The following is a 12840-nucleotide window of genomic DNA, read 5'->3' on the forward strand; positions in this document are numbered from 1 at the left end:
AAGGCCCCCCTCAAGCCCCGCCCCGCACCACGGAGGACCGCGTGAACCTGCTGCTCGCCGAGGTGGCCCAGGCCACCCAGCGGCTGGCCGACGCCGGCGTTCCCTCACCGCGTTTCGACGCCGAGGAGCTCGCCGCGTTCGTGCACGGCGTCAAGCGGGGGGAGCTGCACAACGTCAAGGACGCCGACTTCGACGCCCGCTACTGGGAGGCCATCGCCCGCCGCGAGGCGCGCGAGCCCCTCCAGCACATCACCGGCCGGGCGTTCTTCCGCTACCTGGAGCTCCAGGTCGGCCCCGGCGTCTTCGTGCCCCGGCCGGAGACCGAGTCCGTGGTCGGCTGGGCCATAGACGCCGTCCGCGCGATGGACGTCGTCGAGCCGCTCATCGTCGACCTCTGCACCGGCTCCGGGGCCATCGCCCTCGCCATGGCGCAGGAGGTGCCCCGCTCGCGCGTCCACGCGGTGGAACTCTCCGAGGACGCCCTCGTCTGGACCCGGAAGAACGCCGACGGCTCCCGCGTCACCGTCCACCAGGGCGACGCGCTCACCGCCCTCCCGGAGCTGAACGGCCAGGTCGACCTGGTCATCTCCAACCCGCCGTACATCCCCCTCACCGAGTGGGAGTACGTCGCCCCCGAGGCCCGCGACCACGACCCCGAGATGGCCCTCTTCTCCGGCGAGGACGGCCTCGACACCATCCGCGGCATCGAGCGCACCGCCCACCGGCTGCTGCGCCCCGGCGGCCTCGTCGTCATCGAGCACGCCGACACCCAGGGCGGCCAGGTGCCGTGGATCTTCAACGAGGAGGCCGGCTGGGCGGACGCCGCCGACCACCCCGACCTCAACAACCGGCCGCGCTTCGCGACCGCCCGCAAGGCGATGCCATGAGCAGGCACCGCACCACCACGACAGAGGAGGAGCGCGACTGATGGCACGCCGATACGACTGCAACGAGGCGACCGACCGCGCGACCGGCCTGCGCGAAGCCGCGTCGGCGGTCCGCCGCGGCGAGCTCGTCGTGCTCCCCACCGACACCGTGTACGGCATCGGCGCGGACGCCTTCGGCCGCGAGGCCGTCGCGGACCTGCTCGCCGCCAAGGGGCGGGGCCCCGGCATGCCCGTCCCCGTCCTCATCGGCTCCCCGAACACCCTGCACGGCCTCGTCACCGACTTCTCCGAGCACGCGTGGGAGCTGGTCGACGCCTTCTGGCCCGGCGCGCTCACCCTCGTCGCCCGGCACCAGCCGTCCCTCCAGTGGGACCTCGGCGACACCCGCGGCACCGTCGCCATCCGGATGCCGCTGCACCCGGTCGCCATCGAGCTGCTCACCGAGGTCGGCCCGATGGCCGTCACCTCGGCCAACCTCACCGGGCACCCCGCGCCGGAGGACTGCGACGCCGCCCAGCAGATGCTCGGCGACTCCGTCTCCGTCTACCTCGACGGCGGTCCGACGCCCGGCATCGTCCCCTCCTCCATCGTCGACGTCACGGGCAAGGTCCCGGTGCTGCTGCGCGAGGGCGCGCTGTCACCGGAGGAGCTCCGCAAGGTCGTACCCGACCTCGAGGTGGCCAGTTGACCGCCCCTGAGGGGCGTGGCATAGCGGGGTACGAGAACGGCGGCACCTTCCGCATCCTCCACGTCAGCACCGGCAACGTCTGCCGCTCGCCCATCACCGAGCGGCTGACCCGCCACGCCCTGCTCCAGCGGCTCGGCGACGGGCTCGGCCGGGGCCTCATCGTGGAGAGCGCCGGCACCTGGGGCCACGAGGGCGCCCCCATGGAGACCAACGCCGAGCTGGTCCTCGCCGACTTCGGCGCCGACCACACCGGCTTCGTCGGGCGCGAGCTCCTCGACGAGCACGTCATCCGCGCCGACCTCGTCCTCACCGCGACCCGCGACCACCGCGCGCAGGTCATCTCGATGGGCCACTCGGCGGGCCTGCGCACCTTCACCCTGAAGGAGTTCACCCGCCTGGTCCGCGCCATCGACCCCGCCACCCTCCCCGACCCCCGCGACGGCGTGGTCGAACGCGCCCGCGCCCTGGTCCGCGCCGCCGCCGCTCTACGCGGGTGGCTCCTGGCCCCCTCCGCCGAGGCCGACGAGGTCAACGACCCCTACGGCGCCCCCATCACCGTCTTCCGCTCCATCGGCGACGAGATCCAGGAGGCCCTGGACCCGGTCGTCACGGCCCTGACGGGCGTGCCGACGCGACGCTGACGCGACGGGGCGCGCCCCTGCCCGGCGGTTCGGAGGCCGCCGCAGCGGCCCGAAGCCCGGGAAGGCCCCCCGGGGCCGAGCGGTGCGAGGGGTGCGTCGGGAGGAGGGGTTCCAGGAGGCCCTGGACCCGGTCGTCACGGCCCTGACGGGCGTACCGACGCGACGCTGACGCGACGGGGCGCGCGTCGAGGAGAAGGGGTTCCAGGAAGCCCCCGGGGCCGAGCGGTGCGAGGGGTGCGTCGGGAGGAGGGGTTCCAGGAGGCCCTCGACCCGGTCGTCACGGCCCCGACGGGCGTGCCGGCGGGGTCGTCCGGAGGGGCGGGCTCGGGGTGTCGCGCCTACATTGGTGCTACGTCCCTCCAGGCCCGGAGTCAGCCATGTCGGTCAGCGCGCCCCCCGAAGAGGTCCTCGACGTCCTGCGGCGGCAGGACCCGCAGATCGCCGACGTGCTGCTGGGGGAGGCGCGGCGGCAGGCCGAGACGCTCCAGCTGATCGCGGCCGAGAACTTCACCTCGCCGGCGGTGCTCGCCGCCCTGGGCTCGCCGCTCGCCAACAAGTACGCCGAGGGGTATCCGGGGGCCCGGTACCACGGGGGCTGCGAGTACGCCGACGCCGCCGAGCGGATCGCCGTGGAACGGGCCACCGCGCTCTTCGGAGCCGATCACGCGAACCTCCAGCCCCACTCGGGCTCCTCGGCCGTCCTGGCGGCGTACGCGGCCCTTCTCAGGCCCGGTGACACGGTCCTGGCCATGGGTCTGGACCACGGCGGGCACCTCACCCACGGCGCGCCGGCGAACTTCTCCGGCCGCTGGTTCGACTTCGTCCCGTACGGCGTCGACGCCGAGACCGGGCTCATCGACTACGAGCAGCTCGCCGCGCTCGCCCGCCACCACCGCCCCAAGGCGATCGTCTGCGGCTCGATCTCCTACCCCCGCCACCCCGACTACGCGCTCTTCCGGGCCGTCGCCGACGAGGTCGGGGCGTACCTGATCGCCGACGCGGCCCACCCCATCGGCCTCGTCGCCGGGGGAGCGGCGCCGAACCCGGTCCCGTACGCGGACGTCGTCTGCGCCACCACCCACAAGGTGCTGCGCGGCCCGCGCGGTGGGATGGTGCTGTGCACGGCGGAGCTGGCCGACCGGGTCGACCGGGCGGTCTTCCCCTTCACCCAGGGCGGCGCCCAGATGCACACCATCGCGGCGAAGGCGGTGGCGCTGGGGGAGGCGTCCACCCCGGCCTTCACCGCGTACGCCCATCGTGTGGTGGAACACGCGCGCGTGCTGGCGGCCGCGCTCGCCGCCGAGGGCTTCGCGCTGACCACCGGCGGCACCGACACCCACCTCGTCACCGCCGACCCCGCGCCGCTGGGCGTCGACGGACGGACCGCGCGGGCCCGGCTCTCCGCCGCCGGGATCGTCCTGGACACCTGCGCCCTGCCGTACGGGGACCGGCGCGGGATCCGGCTCGGCACCGCCGCGGTCACCACCCAGGGGATGGGCGCCCCGGAGATGGCCCGGATCGCCGCCCTCTTCACCGCCGCGCTGCGCGACGAACCGGAGGAGACGGCTCGGGTACGGGCCGAGGTACAGGAGTTGACCAGCGGTTTTCCCCCGTATGGACGGTGAGCCGAAAGCGGCCGCAACCGTTCCGGGCTCCGGGGTGTCTCCAACCACGTGGACGGCACGGCTAGGGTGTGGGGCTGAGATGGCCAGCGATTCCTGTGGGGACAGCCCGTGCGTGATTACCTGCTGACGCTCTGTGTCACGGCCGCGGTGACCTATCTGCTGACCGGTCCGGTGCGGAAGTTCGCCATCGCGACCGGCGCGATGCCGGAGATCCGCGCGCGCGACGTGCACCGAGAACCGACTCCGCGACTCGGTGGCATCGCCATGTTCTTCGGGCTGTGCGCGGGCCTGCTCGTCGCCGACCACCTCCAGAACCTCAACAGCGTCTTCGACCAGTCGAACGAGCCGCGGGCGCTGCTCTCCGGCGCCGCCCTGATCTGGCTGATCGGCGTCCTGGACGACAAGTTCGAGCTGGACGCGCTGATCAAGCTGGGCGCCCAGATGATCTCGGCCGGCGTCATGGTGGCGCAGGGCCTGACGATCCTGTGGCTGCCGATCCCGGGCGTCGGCACGGTCGCGCTGACCCAGTGGCAGGGCACCCTGCTGACGGTCGCCCTGGTCGTCCTCACCATCAACGCGGTCAACTTCGTCGACGGTCTCGACGGCCTCGCCGCCGGCATGGTCTGCATCGCGACCGGCGCCTTCTTCCTGTACGCGTACCGGCTCTGGTACGGCTACACGATCGAGGCGGCTGCCCCCGCGACCCTCTTCGCCGCGATCCTCATGGGCATGTGCCTGGGCTTCCTGCCGCACAACATGCACCCGGCGCGGATCTTCATGGGCGACTCCGGCTCGATGCTGATCGGCCTGATCCTGGCCGCCTCCGCCATCTCCATCACCGGCCAGGTGGACCCCGACACCCTGAAGATCTTCGAGGGTTCGACCCGCGAGGCGACCCACGCGGCGCTGCCGGTCTTCATCCCGCTGATCCTGCCGCTGACCATCATCGCGATCCCGATGACCGACCTGGTCCTGGCGATCGTGCGGCGCACCTGGAAGGGCCAGTCGCCGTTCGCCGCCGACCGCGGCCACCTGCACCACCGGCTCCTGGAGATCGGCCACTCGCACAGCCGGGCCGTGCTGATCATGTACTTCTGGTCCGCGCTGATCGCCTTCGGCGCGCTCGCCTACTCGGTCCACTCGACCTCGATGTGGATCGTCCTGGCCATCACCGCGCTGAGCGCCCTCGGCCTGGTGCTGCTCCTGCTGCCGCGCTTCTCGCCGCGGGCGCCCCGCTGGGCCGAGGCCGTCGTGCCGCCGCGCTACCGGAGGCGCAAGCCGCTCCCGGAGCCGGAGCCGGAGCACGCCGCGGTCGAGGAGGAGCGGGTCCCGGTGCCGGCGGGGCTGCACGGCTCGACGGCCATCGGTCACCGTTCGCGCTTCTCCGACCGGAGGAAGGCCGGAACGCCCAGTTGACGAAAGCCTCAGCGGGGCCCAATACCAGACAAGGTGCCCCGCTGTCGCGCACAACCGCGCGTTGCCACCCTCATGTGTGACAGTTGGCACACCTTAGGGTAAAGACCTATTCAAATAGTTTGTGATACGGTTCACGAGACCCGGCGCCAGTGCCGAAAGACCGTAGTGCGACGGTCTGTTGGCCCCGAGACCCACCTCGGACCGGGCTTACGCTCGTCCCTGACGACACCATCGCCCCCTCCAGCAAGCGGAGACACCGCCATGCCTTCCAACGACGCACGCCTCCTCCTCTCGGCCGTCGTACCCACTGCCGCCGTCGGCGCCATCGCCACGGTGATCAGCGGCATCGTCGCCGGCGGGAAGGGAGCGATCGGCGCCGTCCTCGGCACTCTGGTCGTGATCCTCTTCATGGGCATCGGGATGCTGGTGCTCCAGCGGACGGCAAAGAAGCTTCCGCAGCTGTTCCAGGCCATGGGGCTCTTGCTCTACACGACCCAGCTGCTGGTGCTCTTCGTCTTCCTGGCCTTGCTGAAGGGCACCACGGTGTTCGACTTCAAGGCCTTCGCCTTCACGCTGCTCGCGGCGACCGTGGTGTGGGTCGCGGCCCAGGCCCGTGCCTACATGAAGGCCAAGATCGCGTACGTCGAGCCCGAGAAGACGGGTTCGAAGTCGTGAAGGGTAGGGCCGGGATAAAGACGCGTTCGGCTTCCTGCTATCGTCCGGTGCCAACTGCGGCACTGCGGGCGCGGGCATCCGAAGCGGCGCCTGTCCCAGCGCGAGGCTCGATGCCGACCCGCCGCCCCCTTATCCGTAAGACCAGTCCAGTGCCGACCCGCGGCTGCGTGCCGCGCCGACACAACGAGGTTGCCGTACCTATGCGCCACGCTGAAGGAGCCCGCGGTGAGTGCTGACCAGACGCTTGCCTTCGACCCGGATTGCCACATCTTCACCGGATGCGGCTTCCCGGCTCCGGGCCTGCACACGTTCATCTACGAGCCGATCGCGACGTGGGGCGGCTTCGAGCTGACCAAGCCCATGCTGCTCGCGGTCCTGAGCTCCGTCGTGGTGGTCGGTTTCTTCTGGGCGGCCTTCCGCAAGCCGAAGCTGGTCCCCGGCAAGATGCAGATGATCGGCGAGGCCGGTTACGACTTCGTGCGCCGCGGCATCGTCTACGAGATCATCGGCAAGAAGGACGGCGAGAAGTACGTCCCCTTCATGGTGTCGATGTTCTTCCTCGTCTGGATGATGAACCTCTGGTCGATCATCCCGCTGGCCCAGTTCCCGGTCACCTCGCTGATCGCCTTCCCGGCGGCCCTGGCGCTGATCGTGTACGTCGTCTGGGTCTCGCTGACCTTCAAGAAGCACGGCTTCGTCGGCGGCTGGAAGAACATCGTCGGCTGGGACAAGTCCCTCGGCCCGATCCTCCCGCTGGTCGTCGTCCTCGAGTTCTTCTCGAACCTGATCATCCGGCCCTTCACGCACGCGGTCCGACTGTTCGCGAACATGTTCGCCGGTCACCTGCTGATCGTGATGTTCTCGCTGGCCTCCTGGTACCTGCTCAACGGCATCGGCATCGTCTACGCCGGCACGTCCTTCGTGATGGTCCTCGTGATGACCGCCTTCGAGCTCTTCATCCAGGCCGTCCAGGCGTACGTCTTCGTCCTCCTGGCCTGCAGCTACGTCCAGGGCGCGCTCTCCGAGCACCACTGAGCCCCCTGCCACGGACCAGCTCCACCACCCACCCCGCAGTCTCCGGTGGCCAACCCCCACCGGGTCCTTGAAAGAGAAGGAAGAACCGGCATGTCCGCTCTCCAGACCCTTGCTGCTGTCGAAGGCAACGTCGCCGCCATCGGTTACGGCCTCGCCGCGATCGGCCCCGGCGTCGGCGTCGGCATCATCTTCGGTAACGGCACCCAGGCCCTCGCCCGCCAGCCCGAGGCGGCCGGCCTGATCCGCACCAACCAGATCATGGGTTTCGCCTTCTGTGAGGCGCTCGCCCTCATCGGCATCGTCATGGGCTTCGTCTACTAAGCCTGCTTCACGACGACAGCCACATTTTCACGGAAGGCACTGATGTGAACGCTCTGCTTCTTGCGGCCGAGGGGGAGCCCATGCCCCCCCTCCTCCCGCATCTTGACGAGCTCGTCATCGGCCTGATCGCCTTCGTCATCGTCTTCGGCTTCCTCGCCAAGAAGCTCCTCCCGAACATCAACAAGGTTCTGGTCGAGCGCCGCGAGGCCATCGAGGGTGGCATCGAGAAGGCCGAGTCGGCCCAGATCGAGGCTCAGAGTGTGCTGGAGCAGTACAAGGCACAGCTTGCCGAGGCCCGCCACGAGGCCGCGCGTCTCCGCCAGGAGGCGACGGAGCAGGGCACCGCGATCATCCAGGAGATGAAGGCGGAGGGCCAGCGCCAGCGCGAGGAGATCATCGCCGCCGGTCACTCGCAGATCGAGGCCGACCGCAAGGCCGCGGCCGCCTCGCTGCGCCAGGACGTCGGCAAGCTCGCCACCGACCTGGCCGGCAAGCTGGTCGGCGAGTCCCTCGCGGACACCGCCCGCCAGAGCCGCACGATCGACCGCTTCCTCGACGAGCTCGAGGAGAAGGCTGAGGCCGTCCGATGAACGGAGCGAGCCGTGAGGCACTGGCTGCCGCCCGCGAGTCCCTCGACGCGCTGACCGACAACACCTCGGTCGACGCGACGAAGCTGGCGGACGAGCTGGCCGCAGTCACCGCCCTGCTCGACCGCGAGGTGTCGCTGCGCCGGGTCCTGACCGACCCCGCGCAGTCGGGTGAGGCCAAGGCCGAGCTCGCGCAGCGACTCCTGACCGGTCAGGTGGGCGGGGAGACCGTCGACCTGGTCTCCGGAATGGTCCGGTCCCGCTGGTCGCGCTCGCGCGACCTGGTCGACTCGGCCGAGGAGCTGGCGAACACCGCCGACCTCACCGCGGCCCAGAAGGCGGGCGCCCTCGACTCCGTCGAGGACGAGCTGTTCCGGTTCGGCCGGATCGTGTCCTCCAGCACCGAGCTCCGCTCGGCGCTGACGGACAAGACCGCCAAGGCCTCCGCCAAGGGCGAGCTGCTCCGCAGCCTGCTCGGCGGCAAGGCCCACGCCACCACCGAGCGCCTGGTCGTCCGTCTGGTGACCCAGCCCCGGGGACGTAGCCTGGAAGCGGGACTCGAGTCCCTGTCCAAGCTCGCCGCGGCGCGCCGGGACCGGATGGTCGCCGTCGTCACCTCGGCGGTGCCGCTGACCGACCAGCAGAAGCAGCGCCTCGGCGCCGCCCTCGCGAAGCTGTACGGCCGCGCGATGCACCTGAACCTGGACGTGGACCCCGCGGTCCTCGGCGGGATCTCGGTGCGGGTCGGCGACGAGGTCATCAACGGCACGGTCGCCGAGCGCCTCGACGAGGCGAAGCGGCGCCTGGCCGGCTGACGGCAGCAGCCACCAACTCAACACGCATCACAGCGGCCCGGTTGGGCCGTGCAGAGATTGCAGAAGATTCCTGGGGGTCGGCCCCCAGACCCCTTAAGAAACTTCGGGCCCAACAAGGAGAGCAGGGAACCCAGATGGCGGAGCTCACGATCCGGCCGGAGGAGATCCGGGACGCGCTGGAGACCTTCGTCCAGTCGTACCAGCCGGACGCGGCCTCGCGCGAGGAGGTCGGCACGGTCAGCCTGGCCGGCGACGGCATCGCGAAGGTCGAGGGTCTTCCCTCGGCCATGGCGAACGAGCTGCTGAAGTTCGAGGACGGCACCCTCGGTCTCGCGCTGAACCTCGAAGAGCGCGAGATCGGTGCGATCGTCCTCGGCGAGTTCAGCGGCATCGAGGAGGGACAGTCGGTCACCCGTACCGGCGAGGTCCTCTCGGTCGGCGTCGGCGAGGGCTACCTCGGCCGCGTCGTCGACCCGCTCGGCAACCCGATCGACGGCCTCGGCGAGATCGAGGTCGAGGGCCGCCGCGCCCTCGAGCTGCAGGCGCCCGGCGTCATGCAGCGCAAGTCGGTCCACGAGCCGATGGAGACCGGCTACAAGGCCGTCGACGCCATGACCCCGGTCGGCCGCGGTCAGCGTCAGCTGATCATCGGCGACCGCCAGACCGGCAAGACCGCCCTGGCCGTCGACACGATCATCAACCAGCGCGACAACTGGCGCTCGGGCGACGTGAACAAGCAGGTCCGCTGCATCTACGTCGCCATCGGCCAGAAGGGCTCCACCATCGCCGCCGTGCGCGGCGCCCTGGAGGAGGCCGGCGCGCTCGAGTACACGACGATCGTCGCCGCCCCGGCGTCCGACCCGGCCGGCTTCAAGTACCTCGCCCCGTACACCGGCTCGGCCATCGGCCAGCACTGGATGTACCAGGGCAAGCACGTCCTCATCGTCTTCGACGACCTGTCGAAGCAGGCCGACGCCTACCGCGCCGTGTCGCTGCTGCTGCGCCGCCCGCCGGGCCGCGAGGCCTACCCGGGTGACGTCTTCTACCTGCACTCCCGCCTCCTTGAGCGCTGCGCCAAGCTCTCGGACGACCTGGGTGCCGGTTCGATGACCGGTCTGCCGATCGTCGAGACCAAGGCCAACGACGTCTCGGCGTTCATCCCGACCAACGTCATCTCCATCACCGACGGCCAGTGCTTCCTGGAGTCCGACCTGTTCAACGCCGGCCAGCGCCCGGCCCTGAACGTCGGTATCTCGGTCTCCCGCGTCGGTGGCTCCGCCCAGCACCCGGCCATGAAGCAGATCGCCGGTCGCCTCCGCGTGGACCTCGCCCAGTTCCGTGAGCTGGAGGCCTTCGCGGCCTTCGGTTCCGACCTGGACGCGGCCTCGAAGGCGCAGCTGGAGCGCGGTCAGCGGATGGTCGAGCTGCTGAAGCAGCCGCAGTACCAGCCGATGCCCACGGAGAACCAGGTCGTCTCGGTCTGGGCCGGCACCACCGGCAAGATGGACGACGTCCCGGTCGCCGACATCCGTCGCTTCGAGGCCGAGCTCCTGGCGTACCTCCGCCAGAACCACTCGGGTCTCATGACCTCCATCCGCGAGGGCAAGAAGATGTCGGACGACACCCTGACGGCCGTCGCCGACGCCATCGCGGAGTTCAAGAAGCAGTTCGAGACCTCTGACGGCAAGCTGCTCGGCGAGGACGCTGCCGCTCCCGCCACCGTCAACGTCTCGAAGTGACGACGGAAGGGACCTGACTCATGGGAGCGCAGCTCCGGGTCTACAAGCGTCGCATCAAATCCGTCACCGCGACGAAGAAGATCACCAAGGCGATGGAGATGATCGCCGCCTCGCGCGTGGTCAAGGCTCAGCGCAAGGTGCAGGCGTCGACCCCGTACGCCACCGAGCTCACCCGCGCGGTGACCGCGGTGGCCACGGGCGCCAACGACAAGCACCCGCTGACCACCGAGGCCGAGAACCCGACCCGCGCCGCGGTTCTGCTCCTGTCGAGCGACCGCGGTCTGGCCGGCGCCTTCAACTCCAACGTCATCAAGGCGGCGGAGCAGCTCATCAAGAAGCTGGAGGGCGAGGGCAAGACGGTCGACGTCTACGTCGTCGGCCGCCGCGGCATCGCGCACTTCAACTTCCGTGAGCGCAAGCTGGCCGACACGTGGGCCGGCTTCACGGACGAGCCGACGTACGCGGACGCCAAGAAGATCGGCGCGCCGCTGATCGAGGCGATCGAGAAGGACACGGCCGAGGGTGGTGTGGACGAGCTCCACATCGTCTACACCGAGTTCGTCTCGATGATGACGCAGACGGCGGTCGAGGCCCGGCTGCTGCCCCTCAGCCTCGACGAGGTGGCGAAGGAGGCGGGCGAGCAGGACACGCTCCGTCCGCTGTACGACTTCGAGCCGTCGGCGGAGGACGTCCTGGACGCCCTCCTGCCGCGCTACGTCGAGAGCCGGATCTACAACGCGCTGCTCCAGTCGTCGGCGTCGAAGCACGCCGCGACGCGGCGCGCGATGAAGTCGGCGACCGACAACGCGGGCGAGCTGATCACCAGCCTCACCCGACTTGCCAACGCGGCCCGCCAGGCCGAAATCACCCAGGAAATCAGCGAGATCGTCGGTGGCTCCGCAGCCCTGGCCGACGCGACCGCGGGGAGTGACAAGTAATGACGACCACTGTTGAGACGGCCGCCGCCACGGGCCGCGTCGCCCGGGTCATCGGCCCGGTCGTCGACGTGGAGTTCCCCGTCGACGCGATGCCGGAGATCTACAACGCGCTGAACGTCCAGGTCCCGGACCCGTCCGGCGAGGGCACCAAGACGCTGACCCTGGAGGTCGCGCAGCACCTCGGTGACGGCATGGTCCGCACCATCTCGATGCAGCCCACCGACGGTCTGGTCCGCCAGGCCCCGGTGACCGACACGGGCGCGGCCATCACCGTCCCGGTCGGCGACGTCACCAAGGGCAAGGTCTTCAACACCCTGGGCGAGGTCCTCAACGAGGACGCGTCCACGGTCGCGAGCGCCGAGCGCTGGGCGATCCACCGCAAGGCCCCGGCCTTCGACCAGCTCGAGTCCAAGACCGAGATGTTCGAGACCGGCCTGAAGGTCGTCGACCTCCTCACCCCGTACGTCAAGGGTGGAAAGATCGGTCTGTTCGGTGGTGCCGGTGTCGGCAAGACCGTTCTGATCCAGGAAATGATCATGCGTGTGGCGAAGCTGCACGAGGGTGTGTCGGTCTTCGCGGGCGTCGGCGAGCGCACCCGTGAGGGCAACGACCTCATGGTCGAGATGGAGGAGGCCGGCGTTCTCGACAAGACCGCGCTGGTCTTCGGCCAGATGGACGAGCCCCCGGGCACCCGTCTGCGCGTGGCCCTCGCCGGTCTGACCATGGCGGAGTACTTCCGCGATGTGCAGAAGCAGGACGTGCTGTTCTTCATCGACAACATCTTCCGCTTCACCCAGGCCGGTTCCGAGGTGTCGACCCTGCTCGGCCGCATGCCCTCCGCGGTGGGTTACCAGCCGAACCTGGCCGACGAGATGGGTCTCCTCCAGGAGCGCATCACCTCGACCCGTGGTCACTCGATCACCTCGATGCAGGCGATCTACGTCCCCGCCGACGACCTCACCGACCCGGCGCCGGCGACCACCTTCGCCCACCTCGACGCGACGACGGTTCTCTCCCGTCCGATCTCCGAGAAGGGCATCTACCCGGCCGTGGACCCGCTGGACTCCACGTCCCGGATCCTGGACCCGCGCTACATCGCGCAGGACCACTACGACGCCGCCATGCGCGTCAAGGGCATCCTGCAGAAGTACAAGGACCTCCAGGACATCATCGCGATCCTCGGTATCGACGAGCTCAGCGAGGAGGACAAGCTCGTCGTGCACCGTGCGCGTCGTGTCGAGCGCTTCCTGTCGCAGAACACCCACGCCGCCAAGCAGTTCACCGGTGTGGACGGTTCGGACGTCCCGCTCGACGAGTCGATCGCCGCGTTCAACGCGATCTGCGACGGCGAGTTCGACCACTTCCCGGAGCAGGCCTTCTTCATGTGTGGTGGTCTCGAGGACCTCAAGAAGAACGCCAAGGAGCTCGGCGTCTCCTGAGCCCCGTGCTCGCCTTGAGGGGGGCGGGACCGGT

13 protein-coding genes are annotated in these 12840 nt (G+C 69.9%); all 13 read left to right on the forward strand.

Features of this window, described 5'->3' with window-relative positions; translation table 11 throughout:
* Positions 1-41 precede the first annotated feature (41 nt).
* On the forward strand, positions 42-887 hold the full coding sequence (prmC, locus tag AB0E83_RS05140; RefSeq protein WP_362106082.1) for a peptide chain release factor N(5)-glutamine methyltransferase: 846 nt from the start codon (positions 42-44) through the stop codon (positions 885-887).
* A 40-nt stretch (positions 888-927) separates the two neighbouring features.
* Positions 928-1575: an L-threonylcarbamoyladenylate synthase gene (locus AB0E83_RS05145; RefSeq protein WP_362106085.1), complete on the forward strand. Its 648-nt coding sequence runs from the start codon at positions 928-930 to the stop codon at positions 1573-1575.
* Positions 1572-2216 (forward strand): protein-tyrosine-phosphatase, encoded by a 645-nt coding sequence (locus tag AB0E83_RS05150; protein ID WP_362106088.1) that lies wholly within the window; start codon positions 1572-1574, stop codon positions 2214-2216. Before AB0E83_RS05145 ends, AB0E83_RS05150 begins: the two co-directional genes overlap by 4 nt.
* Before the next feature lie 377 nt (positions 2217-2593).
* Complete coding sequence (gene glyA, locus AB0E83_RS05155; protein WP_362106091.1) at positions 2594-3841, forward strand: serine hydroxymethyltransferase; 1248 nt, start codon at positions 2594-2596, stop codon at positions 3839-3841.
* Between the two features lie 108 nt (positions 3842-3949).
* A complete protein-coding gene (locus AB0E83_RS05160) occupies positions 3950-5257 on the forward strand; it encodes an MraY family glycosyltransferase (RefSeq protein ID WP_362106093.1) in 1308 nt (435 codons plus the stop codon).
* Positions 5258-5518: 261 nt separating this feature from the next.
* The gene (locus tag AB0E83_RS05165; RefSeq protein ID WP_362106096.1) at positions 5519-5932 is read left to right on the forward strand and encodes a hypothetical protein; all 414 of its coding nucleotides are present in this window, start codon (positions 5519-5521) and stop codon (positions 5930-5932) included.
* A 225-nt stretch (positions 5933-6157) separates the two neighbouring features.
* Positions 6158-6967, forward strand: coding sequence for a F0F1 ATP synthase subunit A (gene atpB, locus AB0E83_RS05170; protein ID WP_362106099.1), 810 nt, complete (start codon positions 6158-6160; stop codon positions 6965-6967).
* Between the two features lie 90 nt (positions 6968-7057).
* A complete protein-coding gene (gene atpE / locus AB0E83_RS05175; RefSeq protein WP_006346597.1) occupies positions 7058-7288 on the forward strand; it encodes an ATP synthase F0 subunit C in 231 nt (76 codons plus the stop codon).
* A gap of 44 nt (positions 7289-7332) precedes the next feature.
* Positions 7333-7878: a F0F1 ATP synthase subunit B gene (locus AB0E83_RS05180; RefSeq protein ID WP_362106102.1), complete on the forward strand. Its 546-nt coding sequence runs from the start codon at positions 7333-7335 to the stop codon at positions 7876-7878.
* On the forward strand, positions 7875-8690 hold the full coding sequence (locus tag AB0E83_RS05185; protein WP_362106105.1) for a F0F1 ATP synthase subunit delta: 816 nt from the start codon (positions 7875-7877) through the stop codon (positions 8688-8690). The genes AB0E83_RS05180 and AB0E83_RS05185 overlap by 4 nt, the downstream gene beginning before the upstream one ends.
* Before the next feature lie 134 nt (positions 8691-8824).
* Positions 8825-10429, forward strand: coding sequence for a F0F1 ATP synthase subunit alpha (gene atpA, locus AB0E83_RS05190; RefSeq protein ID WP_362106108.1), 1605 nt, complete (start codon positions 8825-8827; stop codon positions 10427-10429).
* Between the two features lie 20 nt (positions 10430-10449).
* Positions 10450-11367 carry a F0F1 ATP synthase subunit gamma gene (locus tag AB0E83_RS05195; RefSeq protein ID WP_362106110.1) on the forward strand — a complete coding sequence of 306 codons (918 nt, stop codon included), beginning with the start codon at positions 10450-10452 and terminating at the stop codon, positions 11365-11367.
* A complete protein-coding gene (gene atpD / locus AB0E83_RS05200; RefSeq protein WP_362106113.1) occupies positions 11367-12806 on the forward strand; it encodes a F0F1 ATP synthase subunit beta in 1440 nt (479 codons plus the stop codon). The genes AB0E83_RS05195 and atpD overlap by 1 nt, the downstream gene beginning before the upstream one ends.
* The last annotated feature ends 34 nt before the right edge of the window (positions 12807-12840 follow it).

Source organism: Streptomyces sp. NPDC035033, assembly GCF_040636735.1.
Classification (GTDB): Bacteria; Actinomycetota; Actinomycetes; order Streptomycetales; family Streptomycetaceae; genus Streptomyces.

Excerpts from the sequence above, each read along its gene's own strand:
- AB0E83_RS05145 (WP_362106085.1), top strand. The coding sequence starts at position 928 with ATGGCACGCCGATACGACTGCAACGAGGCGACCGACCGCGCGACCGGC.
- glyA (WP_362106091.1), top strand. The coding sequence starts at position 2,594 with ATGTCGGTCAGCGCGCCCCCCGAAGAGGTCCTCGACGTCCTGCGGCGG.
- AB0E83_RS05165 (WP_362106096.1), top strand. The coding sequence starts at position 5,519 with ATGCCTTCCAACGACGCACGCCTCCTCCTCTCGGCCGTCGTACCCACT.
- atpE (WP_006346597.1), top strand. The coding sequence starts at position 7,058 with ATGTCCGCTCTCCAGACCCTTGCTGCTGTCGAAGGCAACGTCGCCGCC.
- AB0E83_RS05185 (WP_362106105.1), top strand. The coding sequence starts at position 7,875 with ATGAACGGAGCGAGCCGTGAGGCACTGGCTGCCGCCCGCGAGTCCCTC.
- atpA (WP_362106108.1), top strand. The coding sequence starts at position 8,825 with ATGGCGGAGCTCACGATCCGGCCGGAGGAGATCCGGGACGCGCTGGAG.
- AB0E83_RS05195 (WP_362106110.1), top strand. The coding sequence starts at position 10,450 with ATGGGAGCGCAGCTCCGGGTCTACAAGCGTCGCATCAAATCCGTCACC.
- atpD (WP_362106113.1), top strand. The coding sequence starts at position 11,367 with ATGACGACCACTGTTGAGACGGCCGCCGCCACGGGCCGCGTCGCCCGG.